Annotated in this window: 22 protein-coding genes; 11 read left to right on the top strand and 11 right to left on the bottom strand. The window is 56.2% G+C overall.

Features of this window, described 5'->3' with window-relative positions:
- The first annotated feature begins 60 nt into the window (after positions 1 to 60).
- Positions 61 to 918 (top strand): polyamine aminopropyltransferase, encoded by an 858-nt coding sequence (gene speE, locus QZH36_RS16775; protein ID WP_301730696.1) that lies wholly within the window; start codon positions 61 to 63, stop codon positions 916 to 918.
- Positions 919 to 945: 27 nt separating this feature from the next.
- Positions 946 to 1,755, top strand: coding sequence for an adenosylmethionine decarboxylase (gene speD / locus QZH36_RS16780; RefSeq protein WP_125289039.1), 810 nt, complete (start codon positions 946 to 948; stop codon positions 1,753 to 1,755).
- A gap of 45 nt (positions 1,756 to 1,800) precedes the next feature.
- Here the strand turns inward: speD and QZH36_RS16785 are convergent, their stop codons facing one another.
- From QZH36_RS16785 to dtnK, 3 genes are read right to left on the bottom strand one after another with little or no spacing between them, the layout of a single operon-like run.
- Positions 1,801 to 2,565, bottom strand: a complete 765-nt coding sequence (locus QZH36_RS16785; RefSeq protein ID WP_125289038.1) for a DeoR/GlpR family DNA-binding transcription regulator — start codon at positions 2,563 to 2,565, stop codon at positions 1,801 to 1,803.
- Positions 2,566 to 2,571: 6 nt separating this feature from the next.
- On the bottom strand, positions 2,572 to 3,552 hold the full coding sequence (locus QZH36_RS16790; protein ID WP_301730697.1) for a D-threonate 4-phosphate dehydrogenase: 981 nt from the start codon (positions 3,550 to 3,552) through the stop codon (positions 2,572 to 2,574).
- Positions 3,545 to 4,840, bottom strand: coding sequence for a D-threonate kinase (gene dtnK, locus QZH36_RS16795; protein ID WP_301730698.1), 1,296 nt, complete (start codon positions 4,838 to 4,840; stop codon positions 3,545 to 3,547). The genes QZH36_RS16790 and dtnK overlap by 8 nt, the downstream gene beginning before the upstream one ends.
- A 188-nt stretch (positions 4,841 to 5,028) precedes the next feature.
- Here dtnK and QZH36_RS16800 point away from each other — a divergent pair, with 188 nt between their 5' ends.
- From QZH36_RS16800 to QZH36_RS16840, 9 genes are all read left to right on the top strand, one after another.
- Entirely contained in the window at positions 5,029 to 6,174 is a 1,146-nt protein-coding gene (locus tag QZH36_RS16800; protein WP_301251414.1) for an iron-containing alcohol dehydrogenase, read from the top strand.
- A gap of 15 nt (positions 6,175 to 6,189) precedes the next feature.
- The gene (locus tag QZH36_RS16805; protein WP_301730699.1) at positions 6,190 to 7,074 is read left to right on the top strand and encodes a dihydrodipicolinate synthase family protein; all 885 of its coding nucleotides are present in this window, start codon (positions 6,190 to 6,192) and stop codon (positions 7,072 to 7,074) included.
- A gap of 92 nt (positions 7,075 to 7,166) precedes the next feature.
- Entirely contained in the window at positions 7,167 to 8,108 is a 942-nt protein-coding gene (locus tag QZH36_RS16810; RefSeq protein ID WP_253455244.1) for a phosphoglycerate dehydrogenase, read from the top strand.
- 81 nt (positions 8,109 to 8,189) lie between these two features.
- A complete protein-coding gene (locus QZH36_RS16815) occupies positions 8,190 to 9,506 on the top strand; it encodes an MFS transporter (RefSeq protein ID WP_253455245.1) in 1,317 nt (438 codons plus the stop codon).
- Between the two features lie 126 nt (positions 9,507 to 9,632).
- Complete coding sequence (locus QZH36_RS16820; protein WP_253455246.1) at positions 9,633 to 11,048, top strand: sodium:solute symporter family protein; 1,416 nt, start codon at positions 9,633 to 9,635, stop codon at positions 11,046 to 11,048.
- 1 nt (position 11,049) lies between these two features.
- On the top strand, positions 11,050 to 12,228 hold the full coding sequence (locus QZH36_RS16825; protein WP_301730700.1) for a sialidase family protein: 1,179 nt from the start codon (positions 11,050 to 11,052) through the stop codon (positions 12,226 to 12,228).
- Entirely contained in the window at positions 12,225 to 12,701 is a 477-nt protein-coding gene (locus QZH36_RS16830; RefSeq protein ID WP_301730701.1) for a NanQ anomerase/TabA/YiaL family protein, read from the top strand. Before QZH36_RS16825 ends, QZH36_RS16830 begins: the two co-directional genes overlap by 4 nt.
- Entirely contained in the window at positions 12,698 to 13,375 is a 678-nt protein-coding gene (locus tag QZH36_RS16835) for an SDR family NAD(P)-dependent oxidoreductase (protein WP_253455249.1), read from the top strand. Before QZH36_RS16830 ends, QZH36_RS16835 begins: the two co-directional genes overlap by 4 nt.
- Positions 13,376 to 13,497: 122 nt before the next feature.
- Positions 13,498 to 14,787, top strand: coding sequence for a glycoside hydrolase family 28 protein (locus QZH36_RS16840; protein WP_301730702.1), 1,290 nt, complete (start codon positions 13,498 to 13,500; stop codon positions 14,785 to 14,787).
- Between the two features lie 133 nt (positions 14,788 to 14,920).
- On the opposite strand, the gene QZH36_RS16845 is transcribed toward QZH36_RS16840, so the two are convergent.
- The 8 genes from QZH36_RS16845 to aceF form a co-directional block, all read right to left on the bottom strand.
- On the bottom strand, positions 14,921 to 15,880 hold the full coding sequence (locus QZH36_RS16845; RefSeq protein ID WP_301730703.1) for a 2-keto-3-deoxygluconate permease: 960 nt from the start codon (positions 15,878 to 15,880) through the stop codon (positions 14,921 to 14,923).
- 125 nt (positions 15,881 to 16,005) lie between these two features.
- On the bottom strand, positions 16,006 to 16,368 hold the full coding sequence (yacL, locus tag QZH36_RS16850) for a protein YacL (RefSeq protein WP_301730704.1): 363 nt from the start codon (positions 16,366 to 16,368) through the stop codon (positions 16,006 to 16,008).
- A gap of 281 nt (positions 16,369 to 16,649) precedes the next feature.
- Positions 16,650 to 17,210: an SEN1982 family lipoprotein gene (locus QZH36_RS16855; protein WP_301730705.1), complete on the bottom strand. Its 561-nt coding sequence runs from the start codon at positions 17,208 to 17,210 to the stop codon at positions 16,650 to 16,652.
- A complete protein-coding gene (locus tag QZH36_RS16860) occupies positions 17,207 to 17,746 on the bottom strand; it encodes a carbapenem self-resistance protein CarG family protein (RefSeq protein WP_253455254.1) in 540 nt (179 codons plus the stop codon). Before QZH36_RS16860 ends, QZH36_RS16855 begins: the two co-directional genes overlap by 4 nt.
- Positions 17,736 to 18,593: an SUMF1/EgtB/PvdO family nonheme iron enzyme gene (locus QZH36_RS16865; protein ID WP_301251425.1), complete on the bottom strand. Its 858-nt coding sequence runs from the start codon at positions 18,591 to 18,593 to the stop codon at positions 17,736 to 17,738. The genes QZH36_RS16860 and QZH36_RS16865 overlap by 11 nt, the downstream gene beginning before the upstream one ends.
- 849 nt (positions 18,594 to 19,442) lie before the next feature.
- Positions 19,443 to 22,040, bottom strand: a complete 2,598-nt coding sequence (acnB, locus tag QZH36_RS16870; protein ID WP_253455256.1) for a bifunctional aconitate hydratase 2/2-methylisocitrate dehydratase — start codon at positions 22,038 to 22,040, stop codon at positions 19,443 to 19,445.
- A 951-nt stretch (positions 22,041 to 22,991) separates the two neighbouring features.
- Positions 22,992 to 24,416: a dihydrolipoyl dehydrogenase gene (gene lpdA, locus QZH36_RS16875; RefSeq protein WP_125289022.1), complete on the bottom strand. Its 1,425-nt coding sequence runs from the start codon at positions 24,414 to 24,416 to the stop codon at positions 22,992 to 22,994.
- Between the two features lie 171 nt (positions 24,417 to 24,587).
- Positions 24,588 to 26,480: a pyruvate dehydrogenase complex dihydrolipoyllysine-residue acetyltransferase gene (gene aceF, locus QZH36_RS16880; protein WP_253455257.1), complete on the bottom strand. Its 1,893-nt coding sequence runs from the start codon at positions 26,478 to 26,480 to the stop codon at positions 24,588 to 24,590.
- Between the last annotated feature and the right edge of the window lie 13 nt (positions 26,481 to 26,493).

The following is a 26,493-nucleotide window of genomic DNA, read 5'->3' on the forward strand; positions in this document are numbered from 1 at the left end:
AGAGTTGGCTATCATATCGCGCCCATTTTTCGTGGCTGCTACAACCAGGAGAGCCGTACCATGGCCGAAAAAGAGATGTGGTATGAAACGCTTCATACCGGTTTTGGGCAGTATTTTGCTGTCGATAAAATTTTATACCGCGAACAAACCGGACATCAGGATCTGGTTATCTTTGAAAACGCCGAGCTGGGTCGGGTGATGGCGCTGGACGGCGTGGTGCAAACCACCGAGCGCGATGAATTTATCTATCACGAGATGATGACCCACGTGCCGCTGCTGGCGCACGGCGCGGCGAAGCGCGTGCTGATTATCGGCGGCGGCGACGGCGCGATGCTGCGTGAAGTCAGCCGTCATCAAAACATTGAACAGATTACGATGGTGGAAATCGACGCGGGCGTGGTGACGTTCTGCAAAGCGTATCTGCCTAATCATAATGCGGGCGCTTATGAAGATCCGCGCTTCAGGCTGGTAATCGATGACGGCGTCAATTTCGTGCGCCAGTGCAATGAAAAATTCGACGTCATTATTTCTGACTGCACCGATCCGATTGGACCGGGCGAAAGTCTGTTTACCTCGGAATTTTATGAAGGATGCCGGCGCTGCCTCAATGAAAACGGCATTTTTGTGGCGCAGAATGGCGTCTGCTTCCTGCAGCAGGACGAAGCGGTCAACAGCCATCGCAAGCTGAGCCACTATTTCCGCGACGTCAGCTTTTACCAGGCGGCCGTACCGACCTATTACGGCGGCATCATGACCTTTGCCTGGGCAAGCGACAACCCGGCGCTGCGCCAGCTGGATACGGCCACGCTTGCGGCGCGTTATCAGCAGGCCGGCCTGACCTGTCGCTATTACAATCCGGCGATCCACACCGGCAGCTTTGCCCTGCCGCAATATCTGTTGAATGCGCTGGCTGACTAGCCGGGCATTTTAAGGGGGTGAACGAAATTGCAAAAGCTTAAACTACATGGCTTCAACAACCTGACGAAAAGCCTGAGTTTTTGTATCTACGATATCTGTTACGCGAATACCGATGCGGAGCGTGACGGCTACATTGCGTACATTGATGAGCAGTACAATGCCAACCGTCTGACGGAGATCCTTAGCGAAACCTGCTCGATTATCGGCGCTAACGTGCTGAATATTGCACGCCAGGACTATGAGCCACAGGGCGCCAGCGTCACCATTCTGGTGAGCGAAGAGCCGATCGATCCGAAAGATATCGATAAGTCGGAGCATCCTGGCCCGCTGCCGGGTTCGGTGGTCGCGCATCTGGATAAAAGCCATATCTGCGTGCATACCTACCCGGAAAGCCACCCGGAAGGCGGACTCTGCACCTTCCGCGCGGATATTGAGGTGTCGACCTGCGGCGTGATTTCGCCACTGAAAGCGCTGAACTATCTGATCCACCAGCTGGAGTCGGATATCGTCACCATCGACTATCGCGTGCGCGGCTTTACCCGCGACGTGAACGGCGTGAAGCACTTTATCGATCACGAGATCAACTCGATTCAGAATTTTATGTCGGAAGATATGAAGTCGATGTACGACATGATGGACGTCAACGTCTATCAGGAGAACATCTTCCATACCAAGATGCTGCTGAAAGAGTTTGATTTAAAACATTATCTTTTCAATACCCGCCCGGAAGATCTGACACCGCAGGAGCACAAGCGCATTACCGACCTGCTATGGAAAGAGATGCGGGAAATTTACTACGGCCGCAATATTCCTTCTGTAGGCTTTAAAACGCTGTAAGAAGCTGGTCTCTACCACGGGCGGCCTGCGGGCGGCCCGTTTTGCTCAGGGTTTCGCCAGCGTCAGCGTAAACGGCTGCCCGCTCAGCGCCTTCACTTCCTGCTCGCCCAGCAGCTCGTCGGTAATGATATCGGTCAGGCTTTGCAGCGGCGTGGCGCAGAACAGCGACCAGGAACCATATTTGCTGCTGTCCGCTAACAGCACCCTGCGTCGCGCGTTGATCAGCAAATCCTCTTTCAGCCCCGCTTTTTCTTCGGTCGGCGTGGTAATGCCCTTCTCCAGGCTCCACGAGTTACAGCTGACAAACGCGACGTCCGGGTAGATATTCCGCAGCAGCCTGCGCCCGTGCTCGCCAATGCAGGACTGGCTGGAGTCGTCGATGCGCCCGCCGATAATCGTCACCTCAATCTGCCTGAACTCCGACAGAAACAGCGCGATATGCAGGTCGGCGGTGATCACCCGCAGCGGCAGATGCGTCAGCTGACGCGCCAGTTCCAGCATGGTCGTCCCGGCATCCAGCACCACCGCGTCGTTGGCTTTCACCAGGCTGGCCGCCGCCAGGGCGATAGCCTGTTTTTCCGTGAGATGACGCTGCATTTTTTCCAGCGTGGTGGGCTGAGCGGGAATAAAGCGGTTAAGGGTAACGCCGCCGTGCGTGCGGCTGATTACCCCTTCCCGATCCAGTTTGATCAGATCCCGTCGGATCGTAGCCGGCGACGCGGAAATCGCCGCCACCAGCTGATCGACAGTCACCAGATTATGGCTTTTCAGATAGTCCATGATCTGGTCCAGGCGACTTTGTCCCTTCATAGGTCCTTATGCAAGCTGCATCGCTAGCTGAATGGAAATCGCCATGCTCTCAGACTTCGCTTTACCTGTCCAGGCAATATCAAACGCCGTGCCGTGGTCGGCCGAGGTGCGGATAAACGGCAGGCCAGCGGTAATATTTACGCCGTCGTAAAAGCCCAGCAGCTTAAGCGGAATATGCCCCTGATCGTGGTACATCGCCACCACGATGTCGTACTGGCCTTCATAGCACTGCAAAAACACCGTATCCGGCGGGCACGGGCCGAAGGCGTTGACGCCCTGCGCTTTCATGGCTTCTATGGCCGGGCCGACGATGGCGATCTCTTCGTCGCCGAACAGCCCGTTTTCGCCCGCGTGCGGATTAACGCCCGCCACCGCGATGCGCGGCTTATCATAGCCGACGCGCCTGAGGAAGGTTTCCGCCATGCCGATCACCGTCTCCACCCGCTCGCGGTTGAGCGTATCCAGGAACTTACGCAGCGCGATATGCGTGGTGACGTGGATCACCTTCAGGCGATCGGTATAAAGCACCATCGCGTAGTTTTTGCTGTCGGTCAGCTTCGCCAGCAGCTCGGTATGGCCGGGATAGAGATGGCCCGCCGAATGCAGCGCCTCTTTGTTCAGCGGCGCGGTGGCGATAGCCTGCACTTCGCCCGCCAGCGCCAGCTCGGTTGCGCGCTTCACGCAGCGGTAGGCCAAATCGCCTGCGGCTACCTGCACCACGCCGGGCTTTAACGCATCAGGATCGGCCAGCGGCTCGTCGATAACGTTAATAATGCCCGGCGCAAAATGCGCCTCGGCCACGCTGTTTACGATCCGCAGCTCCGCCTGCGGCGTAATGCCCATCGCCATAATTCGCCGCAGCGTGCTGGCGCAGCCCACTACCACCGCAGGCGCGCCGGAAAGCTCGCCCTCCGCCAGGGATTTGATGATTATTTCCGGGCCAATACCCGCCGGATCGCCCATGGTAACCGCAATAATTTTACTCACTCGCCTTCTCCTCAATAAAACGAAAAACTTCTACCAGGGTGTTTTCATCACCAAAACCGCCAGCCTTGGTAAGCACCAGCAGGTTGTCGTTACCTTGCAGCAGATGGCCGTAAGGCACGCAGCCCGCCACCTGCCCTGAAATTTGAAAGCTCTGCGCGCCCAGCCCGCGCGCCACCGCTATCGCCACGTCGCCGCCGGAGAGATAAAGCGCTGAAGGCGTAACGTTGCGCAGCACGTCGGCGGTCAGTTCCGCCAGATAAGCGCAAATCTGTTCGCCAAGCTGCTGGCGGCTGAGATCGAGCCGTTCGCACAGCGAGGCGATAGCCTGACGCTGCTCCGCCTGCTGGCAGGTGCGGATCACGCAGTGTCGGCCCTGCTGTAGCGCCTCCGTCACCGCCTGTCGCCAGCGCTGTCCCGGCGCGCCGCCGCTAAAAAGCTGACTGATATCCACATCGATCAGCCGGATTGCCTTTTGCTGCATCAGCTGCGTTATCTGCCGCTGCGCGACTTCACTCATCGATCCTATAACCGCCAGCCCGGCCTTTACCGGAGCGCGCGAGCCTGCCGTCCCGCCCGGCGCCAGCCTCGTCAGCCGCCTGCCCAGCGCGTCGCTCAGCCCGGCGGCGCCCACCAGCAAAGGGCGCTCGTCCAGCTCGTCCGCCGCCTGCATGATGCGTTGCAGATCGGCGTCCGTTTGCGCATCCAGCACGATCAGCCGCTTGCCGTCAGCAATAGCCGCTTCGATCCGCTCTCGCAGATCCGCCTGCGCCGACAGCGGGATCAGGCCAACCGGCAGCGTGGTTTGCTCGCCAAGGCGCGCCGCTATGCTGACACTGCTTACCGGCGTTTTAGGATCGCTGGCATATTCCGTTTCCGTCAGCAGGCGGCCATCGATATAGCAGCAGCCTTCTACGGTGGTACGGCCCAGCGCGGGCACCGCTGGCGCTATCAGCGCCACGCGTTTATCGCCTGCCAGCAAAGCCGCTTCGATTTCCGCGCCGGGATTGCCGCGCAGCGTCGAGTCGATTTTTTTAAACAGCCAGCCGTCGCGGGCCACATCCCTTCTGCCCGCTATTGCCGCAGCGGTACGCCGGGCGGCCTGTTCCGCGCTGGTCGCCCGGCTGTCGGTATTGACGACCCAGGCATCGGCCTGTTCCACGGTGGGTGTGGCCGCATCAAACAGCACATGAACCCGCGCGCCGACGTTGGCAAGCCCGACCCCGGCATCGTTCGCGCCGGTAAAGTCATCCGCAATCACCAGCACAGGCATCTTCCATTTTGTGCGCATCTTCATCACTCCCTAAGTTCGACAAGCCGGTTTTCATTGGGATTGATTATATTCAATCACAATTGATTATATGTGAGCAAGTTCAAATTAATCAAAATCAATTTGGCCTATAAATTCCTCCTGCCTGCCGCGAATGAGCAGGTTAATGACCAAATGTAATCAATTCACCCTCAGCCAGGACAGGACTTATGACCATTAACAGCACCGTGATTGCTGGTTACCAGGCGCTTAGCGACATCGGCTATCTGTTGCAAAACCATCGGCACGTGCTGCTGGTGACGGATAAAAACATTGTCGGCATTCCGGCGGTGCAAACGCTGATCCAACAGATTGGCAGCAGAGCGACACTGAGCATTGTGGACAGCGTGCCGCCGGAGCCGAGCCAGCATGACGTGGCGGCGATAGTGGCGTCGCTGCCGGGGAAAAAGGTGGATATGGTGGCTGGCGTCGGCGGCGGCAGCGTGCTGGACGTCGCCAAACTGCTTTCCGTGCTCTGCGTTGAGGACGCGCCTTCGCTGGAAGCGCTGCTGGCCGGTGAAAAACCGCTGCGCCGCACGGCCTCGCTGCTGATCCCAACGACCGCAGGCACGGGTTCCGAAGCCACGCCAAACGCGATCCTCGCTATCCCGGAGAAAGAAACCAAGGTCGGCATTATCTCGCCGGTGATGCTGCCGGATTACGTGGTGCTGGCGCCCGAACTGACCACCAGTATGCCCGCGCATATCGCCTCTTCCACCGGCATCGATGCGCTTTGCCATCTGATTGAGTGCTTCACCGCCACCGTCGCCAATCCGGTCAGCGACAACTACGCGCTGATCGGCATGAAAAAGCTGTTCGCCAGCCTGGAAAAGACGATTGCGGAGCCGGATAACCTGGCGGCGCGTCTGGATATGCTCTGGGCATCGTATTACGGCGGCGCGGCCATCGCCCATGCCGGTACGCACCTGGTGCACGCCATGTCCTATCCGCTGGGAGGCAAATATCACCTGCCGCACGGCGTGGCGAACGCCATTTTGCTGGCACCGTGTATGCGTTTTGTCCGTCCTGCGGCGGTCAGTAAGTTCGCCCAGGCTTACGACCTGCTGCCTGACGCCGACGCCTCGCTGAGCGAAGAAGCGAAGTCCGTGGCGCTGGTTGACTATTTCGCCGCGCTGGTGAAGCGCCTGAAGCTGCCTGCCAGCCTGGACGAGCTGGGCATCAACGCTGAGCATCTGCCTTATCTGGTCGAGGCCGCGCTGGACGTGCAGCGCCTGATGAAAAACGTGCCGTGTGCGGTCAGCGCCGACGACGTCCGCGAGGTCTATCTGACCCTGTTTCCGACCCTGAATCACTAACCGAATAATGAGGCCATGATGAACACAATCACCGGCGTACTGACCGCCATCGTCACCCCTTTTACCGCTGACGGCGACTACTGCGAGCACGCGATGCGCCAGCAGATCCAGCGCCAGCTTGCCGCTGGCAACGGTATTTTTTGCGGCGGCACCAACGGCGAGTTTTTTGTGCTGAACGAGCAGGAAAAGCTGGCGGTCACCGCCACCTGCGTGGAGGAAGTCGCGGGCAAAGCGCCGCTGGTGGCGCACGTGGGCGAAATCTCCACCCGCGAAACCATTCGCCTGGGCAAGCAGGTCGCCAGACTGGGCGTGGATGCCGTTTCGGTTATCACGCCTTACTTCGTGCCGCTAAAACAGGAGGAGCTGATCGCCCATTACGAGGCGGTCGCCGACGCGCTGGAGGTGCCGGTCTTTCTGTATAACATTCCGGCCCGCACCGGCAACACGCTCCAGCCGCAGACGGTGCGCAAACTGGCCGCGCATCCCAATATCGTTGGCATCAAAGACAGCGCGGGCAGTTATGAGAGCCTGAGCGGCTTTTTGCAGGCGGCGCAGGGCACGGAAAATTTCAGCGTGCTGAACGGCCCGGACTCGCTGATCCATCAGGGCTTTGTTGACGGCTGCGCCGCCTGCATCTCCGGGCTGGCCAACGTCGCGCCGAAAGAGATCAACGCCATCTGGGCGCGTTTTAACGACGGCGATATCGAGGGGTCGCGCCGCGCGCAGGAAAACGTGACCGGTCTGCGCACCGACCTTTACAGCGTCGCCTTCTCGCCAGCGGCGGTGAAAAAAGCCGTGGCGCTGATGGGCTATGACGTAGGCGAAAGCCGCTATGCCGTGCGCTTCAGCGCCGAAGAAGAGCAGCGTATTCGCCAGATTGTTAATCAGTACACCCGGTAACCCGACCGTGGCGACGCGGCAAAAATGACCGCGCCCCGCTTCGTCGACCCTTTATTTTGCGGCGCGCCCGCTCTTCGACCAGGACAAGCAAAATGAAAGTGATCTGTACCTCGCCCTCGTTTGCCAAATATGACGCGCAGCCCATCGCCACGCTGAAGGCGCAGGGCTTTGAGCTGATAACGCTGCCCGCCGACGCGTCGCTGGACGCGCTGATGCCGCATCTGGCCAAGACGGTGGCGATGATCGTGGCCTTTACCGAGGTCGACGACGCGCTGCTGGCGCTGGCGCCGCAGCTGAAAATTGTCTGCAAGCACGGCGTCGGCGTGGACAACATCGATCTCGATGCGGCTAAGGCGCGCGGCGTGACCGTTACCAACGTGCCGGACGCCAACAAGCATGCCGTGGCGGACTTCGCCTTTGCGCTGATCCTCAACGCTGCCCGTCAGGTGACGCAGGCGGTGACGGAAACGCGCGCCGGGAACTGGCCGCGTATTTTCGCCACCGACGTCTATGGCAAAACGCTGGGCATTGTCGGCCTGGGCAATATCGGCAAGCAGGTCGCGCTGCGCGCCAGCGGCTTTAATATGCGCGTGCTGGCTTTTGACTACTATCCCGACGAGAAATTTGCCGCCGAACATAATATCCGGTTCGTCTCTCTGGATGAGCTGACCGAACAAAGCGACTTTATTACGCTGCACACGCCGCTGACCGCAGAGACGCACAGCCTGTTTGATGCCACGCGCATCCGCAGCATGAAGCAGTCCGCTTTTTTAATTAACGTCTCACGCGGCGGCGTGGTGAACGAAAACGATCTGTACCACGCGCTGGCCGACAACCTGATTGCTGGTGCCGCCGCAGACGTATTCGACCACGAGCCGCTGGAGCGCCATCCGCTGTTTTCACTGCCTAATTTTATGCCCACCTCGCATATTGCTGGCTATACCGACGGCGCTATCAGCGCCATCGGCGAGCGCTGCGTTCAGCAAATTATTCAGTGCGTTAAACAACAGCAGCGGCCGGTAAATGCCCTGTAGTCAAACGCGGGACGCCGTTTCCGTCCCGACTTAAAAAGCCGACCGTCGAGTCGGCCACTAACCTCTGACCGAGCCAGGACGATGAAAACTGCAAACCCAACCCGTATCCGCTGGTGGATCGCTGGCCTGATGTGGCTGGCTATCGCCATTAACTATATCGACCGCACCGTGCTGTCGGCCGCCGCGCCGCACCTGATCGACGAGCTGAAGCTCAGCCCCGAACTGATGGGCTTTATTATGGCGGCGTTCTTCTGGTCCTATTCGCTGTTGCAGATCCCGGCGGGCTGGTTTGCCGACCGCTTCGGACAGAAAAAAGGGCTGGGGCTGGCCGTTGCCTGGTGGTCCATCGCTACCTCCATGATGGGGCTGGCGACCGGCTTTAAATCGCTACTGGCGCTGCGCCTGGCGTTAGGCGTCGGCGAAGCGGCCGCCTATCCCAGCAATGCGGGCATTACGGCGCGCTGGTTCCCGGATAAAGAGCGCGCCACCGTCTCTGGTCTGTTCGACAGCGCCTCTAAATTCGGCGGCGCCGTGGCGATGCCGCTGATCGTCTGGATGATCTATCTGTTCGACTGGCGCCTGACCTTTCTGATTATCGGCGCGGTCGGGCTGCTGTGGGTGATCGCCTGGTATTTTATCTATGCGGAGAACCCGGAAGAGCACAAAGCTATCAGCGCTCAGGAAATCAGCCTGATCCGCGACGGCCAGGCCCGTAAGCACGGCGATAAAAACGTTCGCCCGATGAAGTGGTACAAGCTGCTGCGCTACCGCAACATCTGGGCCATGTGCATCGGTTTTTTCACCATCAACTACACCTCCTATTTCTTTATCACCTGGCTGCCCACTTATCTGGTGAAAGAGAAAGGCATGGATTTTATCAAGATGGGGATGATCGCCGCCCTGCCGCTGCTGTGCGGCATGATTATCGAAGTGGCAGCAGGCTGGGCTTCCGATCGGCTGGTGCATAAGAAGGTGCTGTCTCTGACCGCCACCCGCAAGCTTTTCCTGACTGTCGGCCTGCTGATGGCGCTCTGCATCGGCTTTGCGCCCTTTACCGATTCCGTGTTTATGACCGTGTTTCTGCTCTGCGTGGCGAAGTCCGGCACCACGGTAGCCGCCTCGCAGGTTTGGGCGCTGCCCGGCGACGTCGCGCCGAAAAACAGCGTCTCTATCGTGGCCGGCTTGCAGAACACCGTTTCCAATATGGGCGGCGCTATCGGGCCAATTGTGACCGGCGCTATCGTCGCCGCGACCGGATCTTTTACCTGGGCGCTGGTGTTCTCCGCCGCGCTGGTGATGATTGGCATCATTAACTACCTGTTTTTGATGGGTAAAGTTGAACCAATTAACGAAGAAGAGCACGCCTCGTCGCCCCAGGCGGTAGCGAGTCGGACATAATTTTCAGCCCGTGCGGCAGTATGCAGGCCGTACGGGGATCTACCTCCAGCGCTTTCGGCGCTTAACCCTACAAAGGCGTGAAAAGAGCCGCAAGGCCGCCGCGTCTGCTCATAGTGAGGCATCACAATGAAAGCGTTTTCTACTGAAGGCACGTTGATTATTATCTGTATGGTGGTCGCCTATATTTTATTTACCACCTGGCTGACTTACCGCTTAAGAAGTAAAAGCTCCGGCGACTTTATGGAAGGGTCGCGCGCCATGCCCGCTTTTATCGTGGGTATTATGCTGATGTCGGAATATATCGGCGCCAAATCCACCATCGGCACGGCGCAGGCCGCCTTTGAGGATGGTTTTGCCGCTTCCTGGTCGGTCATCGGCGCGGCAATTGGCTTTCCCATTTTCGGGCTGCTGCTGGTCAAGCGTATCTATAATACCGGCAAGATTACTATTTCCGGCGCGATAGCGGAAAAGTACGGCAGCACCACCAAGAATATTATCTCTATTATTATGATTTATGCGCTGCTGCTGGTGAACGTAGGGAATTACGTCAGCGGCGCGGCGGCTATTTCCACCGTATTAAAAGTTAATCTGCCCGTTGCGGCCTTTATTACCGCTATCGTCAGCACCTTCTATTTCGCCTTTGGCGGCATGAAAGGTATGGCGTGGGTCACCATGCTGCACAGCGCGCTGAAATATGTCGGCATCCTGATTATTCTTGGCGTGGCGCTGAAAATGACCGGCGGCATCACGCCGATGGTCGAGAAAATGCCGTCCTTTTACTGGACGTGGGACGGCCATGTCGGCGCCAGCACCATCGTCGCCTGGCTGATTGGCACCATTGGCTCCATCTTCTGCACCCAGTTTGTGATTCAGGCGATCTCTTCCACTAAAAGCCCGGCGGCGGCCAGACGCGCCACCTGGGTCGCCTTTTTCTTCTGCCTGCCTATCGGTATCGCTATCGCCATGATCGGCGTGGCGGCGAAATATCTGCACCCCGAGATCAACAGCCTCTATGCGCTGCCGGTGTTTTTGCAGGATATGAGCCCGTGGCTGGCCGGTATCGTCACCACGTCGCTGGTCGCGTCGATCTTCGTCAGCGTCGGCACCGTGGCGCTGGCTATCGCGTCGCTGATTGTAAAAGATTTCTATGTGCCGTACCGCAACCCCACGCCGGAGCGCGAATTCAAAATGACGCGCTGGCTGTCGCTGGCAATCGGCTTTGCGCCGCTGGTCTTTGTGCTGTTCGTGCCGGAAGTGCTTAAGCTTTCGTTCTTTACCCGCGCCATTCGCCTGTCGATTTCCGTGGTGGCGATCATCGCCTTCTATCTGCCGATGTTTAAAAGCGCGCGCGGCGCAAACTGGGGGCTGATTGGCGCCTGCGTAATGACCTCCGTCTGGTTTGTGCTGGGCGATCCTTTCGGCATCAACAACATGTATATCGCGCTGATTACGCCAGCGGTGATTATGGCTATCGACTATATGATCCCAAGCCGTCAGAGCGTGAAGAAAACCGACAACCGTATGCAAAAAAGTGGAGCCTGAGATGAGTGAAACCCTGACCGTAGAACGCAGCGGCCTTGTGCAGCCCGCGGATAACGCCACGCGACTGCGCAGCGCCATGCTGCCCTCGCCCTGCCCGCAAAATCACGCGGCTAATCTGCTGCCTTTGCCGGATGGCGATCTGCTTTGCGTCTGGTTTGGCGGCACTCAGGAAGGCATTGCCGATATCTCCATCTGGTGCTCGCGGCTGGCGAAAAACAGCGAGCGCTGGAGCGAACCGCAGAAACTTTCCGACGACAGCAGCCGCTCCGAGCAAAATCCGGTGCTGTTTTTAGCGCCCGACAACGTGCTGTGGCTGCTGTGGACGGCGCAGAAATCCGGCAATCAGGACACCGCCATCGTGCGTTTTCGTCAGTCGCAGGATTTCGGCAAAAGCTGGGGGCCGATCGCCACGCTGCTGGACAAGCCCGGCACCTTTATTCGTCAGCCGATTGTGGTGTTAGCCAACGGCAACTGGCTGCTGCCGGTGTTCTACTGCACCACGCGGTCCGGCGAAAAATGGGTCGGCAACGAGGATACCAGCGCGGTGAAAATCTCCGCTGACCACGGTAAAACCTGGCGCGACGTGGCGGTGCCGGAAAGCACCGGCTGCGTGCATATGAATATTACCCTGCTGAAAGATGGCTCGCTGCTGGCGCTGTTTCGCAGCCGCTGGGCGGATAATATTTACGCCAGCCGTTCCGTTGATAACGGCGAAAGCTGGTCGGCGCCGCAACCGACGGAACTGCCGAATAATAACTCGTCAATCCAGGTCACGACGCTGACCAACGGCGATCTGGCGCTGGTATTTAACGCCATGAGCGCCGAGGGCGCCAGCGAGCGGCGTCTTTCCCTCTACGATGAAATTGAGGATGAGGAAGGCGATACTGCCGTTACGCCCGCGACGCACGCCGGAAAAACGGCGTTCTGGGGGGCGCCGCGCGCGCCGATGACGCTGGCGATTTCAGCCGACGGCGGCCGCAGCTGGCCGTGGCAACGCAACCTGGATGAAGGCGACGGTTACTGCATGACCAATAACTCGCAGCAGAAGCTGAACCGCGAGTTCTCCTATCCCAGCATCAAACAGGGCATCAATGGCGAACTGCATATTGCCTACACCTATTTCCGCCAGGCGATTAAATACGTCTGCGTGGACGAGGCCTGGGCTAAGGAGGCCCCATGATTACCGGTAATCTGTCGACGCTGAAAATGGCAACGCTGCCGCCCGTGCTTACCGCGCTGCTTGCCAGGCCGGAACATCATCTGGCGGCGCTACAGGCGCGGGATGACGGCCGCATCCAGCCGGAAGGGGAAAGCTGGTTCTGCACGCTGAGTCCGACGCGCACCGCACCGGCGGCAACGCGGCATACCGAATTTCACCGGCAGTATCTGGATATTCAGATCCTGCTGGCGGGCGAAGAGATCGTCCATTTTTCCTGTGCCGATGCCCGTAACCAGCAGGCGGAAGAGCGCAAGCCGGATTTGTTTATCGTTGAGCGCCCCTGGCTACCGCATTCGGTGCGTTTGCAGCCCGGCGATTTCGTGATTTTCTATCCTGGCGAAGCGCATCAGGCGCTTTGCGCGGTCGGCGAACCGGCAGCGGTACGCAAGGCGGTATTTAAGATCCCGCTGGCGATGCTGGAGGCGCGCGCATGAGCCGTCACGCGTTGATCACGGGCGTCAGCTCCGGCATTGGCGCCGCCACCGCCGATAAGCTGTTGGAAGAAGGCTGGCGCGTAACCGGGCTGAGCCGCACGCTGGTTAAGCGCGACAGCGACGCTTTCGTCTCGCTTTCGGTGGATCTGTTTGACACCGCCGCGCTGAAGCGGGCGCTGGTTAGCTTGCCGCCGGTCGATGCGGTTATTCACGCCGCTGGCATGATGAAGGCCGCGCCGCTGGGCGATCTGGATGAGGAGACAAGCGAAAAGCTCTGGCAACTGCATATTCGGGTAGCAGAGGTGCTGGCGAATCAGCTGGCGCCGCAGCTACCCACGGGCGGGCGCATTGTACTGATCGGCAGCCGCACCTCAACCGGCGCGGCGGGACGCAGCCAGTATGTCAGTACCAAATCGGCGATGAAAGGCATGGTAAGAAGCTGGGCGGCGGAGCTGGCGCCGCGCGGCATTACCGCCAATATTGTCGCGCCGGGCGCAACGGCGACGCCGATGTTAAGCCAGCCCGGACGGGAAAGCTCGCCGCCGAAAATGCCGCCGATCGGGCGTTATATCCAGCCGGAAGAGGTCGCCGCGCTGGTCGGCTATCTGCTCTCCCCCGCCGCCGATGCTATCACCGGCCAGGAGCTGGTGATCTGCGGCGGCGGATCGCTGTAGCCGAGGTTTTAAGGGCAAGCAGCTGCCACCAACGGCAGCTCCTTTGATCTCAGGAAATATGGCAACGGTCAGAAATGCTATAGTGCCTGCCTGTTTTTTATTCAGCATGGAAAGGAAAAAGCATGGCGATCCTGAATATTCTGGATTTCGGTGCGGTACCTGATGGAACAACCTTATCAACCGGCGCGATACAAAGCGCCATCAACCAGGCGGCGGCGGGCGACCGCGTCCTTATCCCTGCCGGACGCTATCTTACCGGCTCGCTGTTTTTAAAAAGCGAGATGACGCTGGAACTGGCTGAAGGCACGGTTTTGCTCGGCAGCCAGCGCCTGGAGGATTACCCTAAAATCGCCACCCGCGTTGCCGGTATTGATATGCTCTGGCCGGCGGGGATCGTTAATATCAACCGGTGTCAGGCGGTGAAAATCACGGGCGCGGGCACGATTGACGGCCAGGGCGCGGTCTGGTGGCATAAATTCTGGGGCGAGGATGAAAACGGCGGCATGCTGGCGGAATACAGTCGGCAGGGCTTGCGCTGGGTAGTGGATTACGAATGCGAGCGCCCGCGCAACGTGGTGGTTTACCAGAGCGAAGCGGTAGAGCTGAACGGTTTTCATTCACGCGAATCCGGCTTCTGGAATATTCATCTTTGCTATTCGCATCGGGTCTTTTTACAGGATCTGCGGGTGAGTAACGCGACCGGTCCCAGTACCGACGGCATTGATATCGATTCGTGCGAGCATGTTCGCGTGGAACGATGCGTGGTTTCCTGCAATGACGATAATATCTGCGTCAAATCGGGACGCGGCGCGGAAGCGCAGCGACTGGCAAAAACGACGAGCGATATTGTTATTCGCGACTGTGAACTGCATAAAGGCTCCGGCATTACGCTGGGCAGCGAAACGTCCGGCGGGATCGAAAATGTGCTGATTGAACATAACCGCTTTTTTGGCACCGGCGTCGGTTTTCGCATCAAATCTGCGCGTAATCGCGGCGGCTGGATCAGGAATATTACCGTGCGCCATCTGCTGCTGGAAGACGTCAGCTATCCCTTTATGATGCAGCTTAACTGGTTTCCGCAGTACAGCTACGGCCAGCAAGTGGGTGAGGATAGCCCTCCGCACTGGCGCAAACTCAGCGAAGGCGTGGAAGGGACAGACGGCCTGACGCGGGTTGAAAATATCACTATTTCTCACGTTACCGGCCGCTTAACCGCGCCGCACCATTTCTCTCGCGCATTTTTTATCGAAGGCGCAGAGGAACGTCCGATCGAACGGCTGCACTTCAGCCATATTACCTTGCAGGCGCAGGAGTTCGGCAAAATCGCTGGCGTGAATAAGCTGAGCTTTGAACAGGTTAGCGTGGATGCCCCCGCCGTCACGCTGGAAAAAAACGACGCTTACGAACGGTAAACCTGATGGGGATGCACATCATCCCCGTATCTTATCCGGCCTGCTGCAATAATTCTCGGGCGCACCGGATTTGCGTTGCTGCCGCAAAAACTTAACGGCAAAACGTGCGCCTGCCCTGCATCCCTCAGGCTGTCTATTGCTCGACCTTTTGGGCGGCAACGCTTTGCCGGACGTTGCGCCTGGCTATCCATGAGGTAAATAACGGGGTAAGGATGGCCGTGGTGATCACAGAAGCGGCAATCAGCGGCGTAGCGGCGGAAGCCACGTGCAGAAGAGAAGGATCGGCTTGCGCAATCGCCAGCGGGGTGGCAACCGCGTTCCCCGCCGTACTGGAGGCCGCGGCGCCTGCTATTCCCGTTCCGCCAACGAGGCGATCGATACGAACGTTAAAAAAGCCGCCGAAAAAGGTGGTCAGCAGGCCCAGCGCGACCCCAGCCAGGCCCCCTTCAATCAGCATCGCCAGATCGATCCCCGTGCCCAGCGCAAAAGCGAAGAAGGGGATCAGCAGCGGCCCGCCAGCGGTAAGAAACTGCCGCATATCGGCATCAAGATTCCCCAGCATCATGCCGACCAGTAGCGGCACGATCACGGCAACCAGCGCCATCAGCGGGACGGAAGCCATACTGGCCGCGCCCAACGCAATCAGCGTGAAAAAGGGACCATCGCTCAACGTCATCAGCGGGATCGCGCCGATATCGCTTTCGCTGCCGAATTCCCCGACCAGCGCCGCATAGAGACCGCCGTTGGCATTGCTCATCGCGGCAATAATCGCTACGCTGCTCAGCCCCCAAACGCCTTCCGCCCCCATGAACTTATCGACAGCAAACCCAAGCGCCACCGCGACGAGCAGCTTAACCAACGTAATGCTGCCGCCCTGAAGAATGGCGCGAGGTGCCGCGCCGAAACCGATGCCGGCCCCCATGCAGATTAAAAAAGCGCCAATAAGCGGCGCGGCGCCCTGTTTAAACAAGGCCGTGGTGAAGCCGCCGATTTCCAGCAGCTGTGGCGCGAAGGTATTGAGGGTGGTTCCGGCAACCAGCGGCACGACCATCATGCCGCCGGGAATTTTCTCAATCATCCTTTTCAGTTTCATCAGCATCCTGCCTCGTTTTAAGGTTATCCCCCCCGTTTGATTCTAATGAATCAAAAGTGAATAAAAACGATCACGATCGCAGATAAAAGCATCCAGATTGATTAAAAAATGTCAAAGAAGACGGTTCAACGCCCCTGAAGAAAACCGCGATAGGCGAAAATCACCGCCAGAAAATCCTCGACGCCGCAGAAGCACAGGCTCTCTTCATCGTAGTAGCTCATGCCCTCTTCCATCTCGTCGCCTTCAATACTGAGCAGATTGGCGCGCACGATCACCTCTTCTTCATCCAGCCAGATCGTATATTCGCGGCCCACGCGCTGCCACTGGCGCTCGCTGCCTTTCACTTCGGCGACGGCGGCCTCTACCTCATCCAGCAGCGCTAAATTGTCCGCTGCCTCTTCATTAAACCAGTGGCCGATAGCTTCATGCCCCATCGACATGCGTACTTTTACCGTGCCGGTAACGTCGCGTAAAAATTCATATTCCATACTGCTTTCCTCTGACCTTACCGGGCTGCGGCCTCAATCTGCCGCCTGCGCCGGCCCGCTCCTGTGAACGGGTTAACCTTTCTATTATCGCAGCATAAGGGCCAAAGAAAAGGAAAGAGAGAAGAAATGAAACAACGATCTCGCAAAAACGGCAGACGTATGATCAACCGCTCGGGCGGCTCTGTCCGGGAACGTAAGATAAACTCGCTATAATGCATATACACTAAACTTCGGGCCGTTCGGCATACAGAAAAGGGCTAAAAACATTGGATTAATTAGCTTCAGTAAAGTAGATCGAGCTGCGAAGGTGGAGAAAGCATCACCAGCTTGCCTGAATTTTCTTTTCGGAAAACGATTTCATATCTGGCATGGCCTATTCCCATAACGTCATTATCCAGATCGGTATAGGCCACTCTGACGGCTTTGTTTTTAGCCCATGCGGGTAAAGCGGTTATCTGGTAGGTAAAATCAACGGTCACCGTGCCATCGTTATGATGATTGAGATCGGTTATCTTACTAACCTTAAAATTACCGTAGCAAAAGTCACCGGACTGGTTGAAAGCTTTTTGGCCGTATGTGGTCAGCCGCCAGTCTATTTTTCCGCCTGTAGTTTTTTTAGTAATCAGACCGGCCTCTTTTAACGCCTCCATTTTTGCATTTATCCAGCTATAGCCCTGCGTATTTGTAACGGCTGGCCAGGTTTTCTCGCCAAGACAAAGTGGCGGCTGGTTATCTAATGCCTGCTGTATCGCCGCTTTATAGTTATTATCATTCACGCCAGCGTTACTGGCATGACAAGATACAGTAAATAACGCTGCCGCCAGCATGATAATTGCTTTCATTTAAACTCATCCATATTAATATTTTTAAGCGCTTCGTCCACGTCGTTGAATTTTTCTTTGGTGATGTAGCTTCCCGCCAGGCTCCATTGAAACGCAGGGACGCCCGGATCGTTTTCCCCTTCCGTTATAACATAGCGATTTATCCTGACCAGGCCTGAGTTCAATACGTCGCTGCCATCATTATCAGTAGCGAATTTTTCAGCGCTAACTACAGAATATCCGTTGTGGTAAACGAGCAATCTGTAATCATATATTTTAACGCCAGAGGCGGAAAGCCTGATATCGGCCCATGTAAAACCGCTGGCCTGCGGGCAGGGAACGCTGTTGTAACCACCCTGCTTATTTTTTATAAAAACATTCATCGTCTGGCTGGGATGAGACGTGTTATTGTCATAATCCGCGATAAACAAAATATCCTTCAGACCATCGGCATTAATATCAATAACGTTCTGCCCGCTGTGTAAAGAAACGTATTCAGCCTGAGCGCTGGCGAATCCTGAAAAAAGCAGACCCATCAGTAAAAATTTATTTTTCACTCACGGCATTCCTGACCAGGCGAAAACCGATATCAGACATGACGAATTTTGCACTATGCGAGTCACAGCTTGCCAGGGAAGCAGAATGGGCAATATAGCTTCCTCCGCAAAAATAGTGCATGGCAACGCCTGCCGTCTCACTTTTGTCGTTTATCCATTCATAGACGTTACCGCTCATATCATAAATATCCGCATCATTTGGTTTTAACGAACTTACTTTGGCCGTGCCAAATTGCTGACTGTTAAACGGTGGATACCAGGCAACGCTGTCGGCTCTGTCACTGCCAGAAAAACGATTGCCATAGCGACCTTTGGCTACTGCTTTTTCTCCGCCTCGCGCGGCTACCTGCCATTCATTAATATCAGGTAAGCGATAACCGTCTGCGTGGCTGTCCTCATGCAGGTTGTCAGTCTCTTCAACATTATAGACAATAGCTCCTTTGTTCGTCAGATAGACGGGCTGCAAATGCTGTAACACGCTTAACGCATTGGCAAAGACAACGGCATCGCCCCATTCGATATTAGTTACCGGATGCTTTCCCTGTTCGTAATCAGGCTCGCGACAATCTTCATAAATAGCGCCATTGCAGCCGGGGTTAAACAAATAGTTATTATTCTGCCCCCACGCATAGATCTGTTGATAAAGCGCGTAGCTAACCTCGGTTTGCATGATGTAAAAGCTTTTTATTTTTGCATTGGCATGCTGTGCATAGTCGTGTTTGCCAAAAACGTCGCCTACGTAATAATCACCGCCCTTTATTAAAACTTCAGAGATATCGGGTTGAGCAAAAACCTTATAAGAAAAGAAGCATAGAAAGATGATGAGATTTCTTGCCAGGATGTTCATTGAGCCTCGACATATCAGAAGATAGTTACAGGATGTTTTTAAAATCAGTATAGGGACATTCCCACAATAACCGAACTGGTCTTTAAAAGGAAGGTTATGCGCTTACCTGCCCTTCCTGAAAAATAATGAGACGCTGTATCATTTTTTTTGCGTAGTGATTTATTATGCGCTAATTTATAAACAGGCAATGCGTGGTTTGTCGGCATAAGTCAGCTTTAGTTTTCAGCCCACATCTATATTATCTTTTCTTGTTGGACTGCGCTTTTATCCGACGTTATTTTTCCTGAGCGTTTGCCGCTACACTATTTTCCTTTTTAAATGGACGGCAAGGTAGCGGCTTATCTGAAGGGGCACAGAAATGTCTCTTGGCGTTCACTTTTGCCATAGGAGGGTAAGAGTGGTGCTTAGGGATAAAAATGGCGGATGCGTATCATTCCCTGATTTTAAACTGCCTGTACGGCAGTGAACACTGAGCGCTTTAAAAGCTGCGTAACCGAAATTTTCTAAGCTGCCTGTGCGGCATTGAACTGCGGCATCGCGCTGCACGACTGGCGCTACGTTTTCTAAGCTGCCTGTGCGGCAGTGAACTGTAACGCTTTCAGTTTAACATCATGTATTGCAGGGAAAATTGACCTATCTCGGGTAAAAACCCTTTTTTTAGCCCTTCATTAAAACCACTTAAAATCAATAGATTAAATAACCACCCTAAAAAGGGTTTCAAAGAACCTGCCTGATTCCTTCATACGATCCTCTGATTTGCGCCCATAAAAAATCCGGGACTGAAAACAGCCCCGGACTTTTATTTACCGCGAAAGCGCTATTCGGCTCTGAATAACGCTTATTGAGGATTTAAACCGCAGTCTGGAAAATCACGCCGTCGGCTTTCTCCGTATACTGGCTCAGCTGATCGAAGTTCAGATAGCGATAAGTATCCACCGCCGTCTTATCAACCTGCGCCATAAACTGCTGATATTCGTCCGGCGTTGGCAGTTTGCCCAACAGCGAAGCGACCGCAGCCAGCTCTGCTGAAGCCAGATAAACGTTCGCGCCGGTGCCCAGGCGGTTCGGGAAGTTACGGGTTGAGGTGGAAACCACCGTCGCACCGTCCGCCACGCGTGCCTGGTTACCCATGCACAGTGAACAGCCAGGGATTTCGATACGCGCGCCGCTCTTGCCAAAGACGCTGTAGTAACCCTCTTCCGTCAGCTGCGCCGCATCCATCTTGGTTGGCGGAGCCACCCACAGGCGCGTTGGCAGCTGGCCTTTATGACTGTCCAGCAGCTTACCGGCGGCACGGAAGTGACCGATGTTGGTCATACAGGAACCGATAAAGACCTCGTCAATCTTCTCGCCCTGCACGTCCGACAGCAGACGAGCATCATCCGGATCGTTTGGCGCGCACAGGATTGGCTCTTTGATTTCAGCCAGATCGATTTCGATAACCGCCGCGTATTCCGCATCCGCATCGCCTTCCAGCAGCTGCGGATCCGCCAGCCATTTTTCCATTCCCTGAATACGACGTTCCAGCGTGCGGCGATCGCCGTAGCCTTCCGCAATCATCCACTTCAGCAGCACGATATTGGAGTTGAGGTATTCAATAATAGGATCTTTGCCCAGCTTGATCGTACAGCCAGCCGCAGAACGCTCGGCGGACGCATCGGACAGCTCAAACGCCTGTTCGACTTTCAGATCCGGCAGGCCTTCGATTTCCAGGATGCGGCCGGAGAAGATGTTTTTCTTGCCCTTCTTCTCAACGGTCAGCAGGCCCTGCTTGATGGCATACAGCGGAATGGCGTGAACCAAATCGCGCAGCGTAATGCCCGGCTCCATTTTGCCCTTGAAGCGCACCAGCACGGACTCTGGCATATCCAGAGGCATCACGCCGGTTGCCGCCGCAAACGCCACCAGCCCGGAACCGGCCGGGAAAGAGATGCCGATTGGGAAACGGGTGTGCGAATCGCCGCCTGTTCCTACGGTATCCGGCAGCAGCATACGGTTCAGCCAGCTGTGGATAATGCCGTCGCCCGGACGCAGCGATACGCCGCCACGGTTCATAATAAAGTCCGGCAGCGTGTGGTGCGTAGAGACGTCAACCGGCTTAGGATAGGCTGCCGTGTGGCAGAAAGACTGCATCACCAGATCGGCAGAGAAGCCCAGGCAGGCCAGGTCTTTCAGCTCGTCACGGGTCATTGGGCCGGTGGTGTCCTGCGAACCCACGGAAGTCATTTTTGGTTCACAGTATGCGCCCGGACGCACGCCTTCCGTACCACAGGCGCGGCCAACCATTTTCTGCGCCAGCGAGTAGCCGCGCGTGCTTGCCGCCACGTCTTTCGCCTGACGGAACACGTCGCTTTGCGGCAGGCCCAGCGCTTCACGAGCTTTAGTCGTCAGACCGCGACCGATGATCAGCGGGATACGACCACCCGCACGAACTTCATCGAGTAGAACGTCAGTTTTCAGCGCAAAGTTAGCTAACACTTCGCCCGTCTCGTGGTTACGGACTTCGCCTTTATAAGGATAGATGTCGATAACATCGCCCATATGCAGGTTTTGCACATCCACTTCAATTGGCAGCGCGCCAGCATCTTCCATCGTGTTGAAGAAGATTGGCGCAATGTTGTTACCCAGCACCACGCCGCCGCCTTTTTTGTTCGGCACGTAAGGGATGTCGTCGCCCATAAACCACAGCACCGAGTTGGTGGCGGATTTACGGGAAGAACCGGTGCCGACTACGTCGCCGACATAAGCCAGCGGGAAGCCTTTGGCCTGAAGCGCCTCGATCTGTTTGATCGGGCCAACGGCACCAGGCTGATCCGGCTCGATGCCTTCGCGGGCATTCTTCAACATCGCCAGCGCGTGCAGAGGGATATCCGGGCGTGACCAAGCATCAGGTGCAGGAGAAAGATCGTCGGTATTGGTTTCGCCGGTGACCTTAAACACGGTGACGGTGATTTTTTCCGCCAGCTCCGGACGGGAAAGATACCATTCGGCATCCGCCCATGATTGCAGGATCTGTTTTGCGTGTGGGTTGCCGGCTTTGGCTTTCTCTTCTACATCGTAGAAGCTGTCGAACATCAGCAGCGTGTGGGACAAGGCTTTAGCGGCAATCGGCGCCAGCTTTTCGTCATCCAGCGCGTCAATCAGCGGATGGATGTTGTAGCCGCCCTGCATGGTGCCCAGCAGTTCAATCGCTTTTTCAGGAGTAACCAGAGGAGAGGTCGCTTCGCCTTTGGCGACAGCAGCCAGGAATCCGGCTTTTACATAGGCCGCTTCGTCAACGCCCGGCGGAACTCGATTAATCAACAGATCGGACAGGAATTCTTCTTCACCCGCTGGCGGGTTTTTCAGCAGTTCAACCAGCGCGGCCATTTGGGAAGCATCTAATGGTTTAGGAACGATCCCTTCGGCAGCACGCTCGGCAACGTGCTTACGGTATTCTTCTAGCACGACGTTCTCCTCGCTCACAGTGTAATGACCGGGCGCCTTCAGGCTTATCGCAAATGCTTTGCGCTCTTTTCTGTAGGGTAAGGTGCCCGGTTTCGCGAGGGCCAGCATAGCAGGATTTTGATGCGGTGTTAATCTGTTTACAAAAAAGCAACATCATTAACAGAGTGGATCAGGCACGGATTACGCGACCGGAAAGGCCTTTTAAGCGGCTTGCGGGGACGGCAACTGCACCGTGTTGCCTGGTTATCCGCACTTTTTGTATTGCGAGCGTGGCGGTGGATTAACTAGCCGTTATAGGGATAGCAGGACGGGATATTAATTGGGACGGCCGAGCTGCCTATACGGCAGTGAATAATAAAGGGAACGCCTGCGGCCCCTTGAGCCTACATTTCTGAGCTGTCTGTGCGGCAGTGAACCTGTTCGCACTCTCTCCAGATCGAATTCCAGCTTTCTAAGCTGCCTGTACGGCAGTGAACCCTCCCTAAACGGTCTCAAACGGTTTGTAGCGTTTCTAAGCTGCCTGTACGGCAGTGAACGCCAGACGGTGTATTTATATCCGCATATATGCTTTCTAAGCTGCCTGTACGGCAGTGAACAGTTGGCGATACAACATAACGCACTTATGTTAAAAGAATTTTGACCAAAACCCGATAAAAACCCTCTTTTTCATCCATTACTTAATCTCCTTATAAAACAGTCCGTTGAAATACCCCTCAAAAAAAGGGTTTCAGCGCCCTGCTTTAAACTCATCCGCGGCCTGCTACCCACTTTCGTGGCAAAAAACGCAGTTATAATCGGATAACCCTGCACACTATAAGTCTTGCATTTTTCATCAAAGGAATGGCGCTGCGCTGTTTTATTGAGTATTTGCAGGCGTTTAATCAGAAAAATGACGCGGAAATGAGATAAAAAAACGGCCCCTTTCGGAGCCGCTTCGAATGCTTTTAGCGCTTACTTCTTCTTCGCTTTCGCATTTGGCAGATCGGTGATGCTGCCTTCAAAGATTTCCGCCGCCAGGCCTACCGACTCGTGCAGCGTCGGGTGAGCATGGATAGTCAGCGCGATATCTTCGGCGTCGCAGCCCATTTCGATAGCCAGACCGATTTCGCCCAGCAGCTCGCCGCCGTTGGTGCCGACAACGGCCCCGCCGATCACGCGATGCGTCTCTTTATCAAAAATCAGCTTGGTCATGCCGTCTGCGCAGTCGGAAGCGATAGCACGGCCTGATGCCGCCCACGGGAAGGTCGCCGTCTCGTAGCTGATGCCCTTCTCTTTTGCTTCTTTCTCGGTCAGGCCAACCCAGGCAACTTCCGGCTCGGTATAGGCGATAGATGGGATCACTTTTGGATCGAAGTAGTGCTTCTTGCCGGAGATCACTTCCGCCGCTACGTGGCCTTCGTGCACGCCTTTATGCGCCAGCATTGGCTGACCAACGATGTCGCCGATAGCGAAAATGTGCGGCACGTTGGTACGCATCTGCTTATCGACACGGATAAAGCCGCGATCGTCCACTTCCACGCCCGCTTTACCGGCATCCAGACCTTTACCGTTCGGCACGCGGCCAATCGCCACCAGCACCGCGTCGTAACGCTGTGGTTCAGCAGGCGCTTTTTTGCCTTCCATCGTGACGTAGATACCATCTTCTTTGGCTTCTACCGCGGTCACTTTGGTTTCCAGCATCAGGTTGAACTGCTTCTCGATGCGCCTGGTGAAGACTTTCACCACGTCTTTATCGGCCGCAGGGATCACCTGATCGAACATCTCAACCACGTCAATCTGAGAACCCAGCGCGTGATAAACGGTACCCATTTCCAGGCCGATGATGCCGCCGCCCATGACCAGCATACGCTCAGGCACTTCTTTCAGCTCCAGCGCGGCGGTGGAATCCCACACACGTGGATCTTCATGCGGAATAAACGGCAGCTGAATAGGACGAGAACCGGCAGCGATAATCGCGTTATCGAAGTTGATAGTGGTGCCGCCGTTTTCGCCGTCAACGAACATAGTGTTCGCGCCGGTGAACTTAGCTTCGCCGGTGACCACTTTCACTTTACGGCCTTTCGCCATACCGGCCAGACCGCCGGTCAGCTGATTAATGACCTTCTCTTTCCAGGTACGGATTTTGTTGATGTCGGTTTGCGGCTTGCCGAACACCACGCCGTGTTCTTCCAGCGCTTTGGCTTCTTCAATGACTTTCGCCACGTGCAGCAGCGCTTTGGAAGGAATACAGCCCACGTTCAGGCAAACGCCGCCCAGGGTGCTGTAACGCTCAACAATCACGGTCTCCAGACCTAAATCAGCAGCGCGAAATGCCGCAGAGTAACCTGCCGGACCTGCCCCAAGTACCACGACCTGAGTTTTAATTTCTGTACTCATCATGACCTCTTAGTTAACTGGCGGATATCCATCCACCGGTTCGTATTCAGGGCAAGAGTTTACAGAATTGTTAACAGAGTGCAAACAACCTGCCCCAAACCATCACAACTTGTCGACTAAAACAGCGAGAGTCGGCTATAAGAAGGCCGGCATAAGCCGGCCAGAGTACTTTTACATCACCAGTCGGCGAATATCGGCTAACAGATTGCCGACGATGGTGATAAAGCGGGCACCGTCAGCCCCGTCGATAACGCGGTGGTCGAAGGAAAGAGAGATTGGCATCATCAGACGCGGCACAAACTCTTTACCGTTCCAGACCGGCTCCATCGCGGATTTAGAGACGCCCAGGATAGCTACTTCCGGCGCGTTGACGATCGGCGCAAAGTGCGTGGTGCCAAGACCGCCAAGGCTGGAGATAGTGAAGCAGCCGCCCTGCATGTCGCTGGCCGTCAGCTTGCCGTCGCGCGCTTTTTTCGAGGTTGCCATCAGCTCGCGGGAAAGCTCGGTGATGCCTTTTTTATTCACGTCCTTAAAGACCGGAACCACCAGGCCGTTAGGCGTATCGACCGCCACGCCGATGTTGATATATTTTTTCAACGTCAGCTTCTGCGCGTCTTCAGAAAGCGAGCTGTTAAAGCGCGGCATCTGCTCCAGCGCGGCGGCAACGGCTTTCATAATGAACACAACCGGCGTGTATTTCACGTCCAGCTTGCGCTTCTCGGCTTCGGCGTTCTGCTGTTTACGGAACGCTTCCAGATCGGTGATATCGGTTTTGTCGAAGTGCGTAACGTGCGGGATCATCACCCAGTTACGGCTCAGGTTCGCGCCAGAGATTTTCTGGATGCGGCCCAGCTCGACTTCTTCGATTTCGCCGAACTTGCTGAAGTCCACTTTCGGCCACGGCAGCATGCCTGGCAGACCACCGCCGCTGGCGGCAGCCGCTGGCGCGGTCTCGGCGCGTTTCACCGCGTCTTTCACGTACGCCTGCACGTCTTCTTTCAGAATACGGCCTTTACGTCCCGTACCTTTTACCTTCGCCAGGTTAACGCCGAACTCGCGCGCCAGACGACGGATAACCGGCGTGGCGTGGACGTAGGCGTCGTTCTCGGAGAAGTCGCCTTTTGCTTCCGCTTTCGCTGGAGCCGGTGCCGCAGCAGGCGCCGCTTTGGCTTCCTGCGGAGCCGGAGCCGCTTCCTGTTTCGCTGCCGGAGCAGGCGCCGCGCCTTCCACTTCAAAGATCATAATCAGCGAGCCGGTGCTCACTTTGTCGCCGGTCGCGATTTTGATCTCTTTTACCGTGCCGGCAAACGGCGCAGGCACTTCCATCGAGGCCTTGTCGCCTTCGACGGTGATCAGCGACTGCTCGGCTTCGACTTTATCGCCAACCTTAACCATCACTTCGGTGACTTCAACTTCGTCGCCGCCGATGTCCGGCACCTGCACTTCTTTCGCGCCGCTGGTCGCCGCAGGCGCCGCTGCCGCTTCTTCTTTCATCGCTGGCTTCGGCGCTTCGGCCGGTGCTGCGCCTTCCGCTTCAAAGATCATAATCAGCGAGCCGGTGCTGACTTTGTCGCCGGTAGCGATTTTGATCTCTTTTACCGTGCCGGCAAACGGCGCAGGCACTTCCATTGAGGCCTTGTCGCCTTCGACGGTAATCAGCGACTGCTCGGCTTCGACTTTATCGCCAACCTTGACCAGGATCTCGGTGACTTCAACTTCATCACCGCCGATGTCCGGTACGTTGACCTCTTTGCTTTCCGCTTTGGCAGCCGGCGCCGCTTCTTTCTTCTCTTCTTTTGCTTCCGCTTTGGCTGGCGCTGGCGCAGCCGCGTCGGCAGATTCAAAGATCATAATCAGCGAGCCGGTTTCCACTTTGTCGCCGGTAGAAATTTTAATTTCTTTGACCACGCCCGCTTCTGGCGAAGGCACTTCCATTGAGGCTTTGTCGCCTTCAACGACGATCAACGACTGCTCTGCTTCCACTTTGTCGCCGACCTTGACCAGGATCTCGGTGACTTCCACTTCGTCGGAACCGATGTCCGGTACTTTAATTTCGATAGCCATTACTCTTTACCTC

Source organism: Erwinia wuhanensis (assembly GCF_030484085.1).
Lineage (GTDB): Bacteria > Pseudomonadota > Gammaproteobacteria > Enterobacterales > Enterobacteriaceae > Erwinia > Erwinia aeris.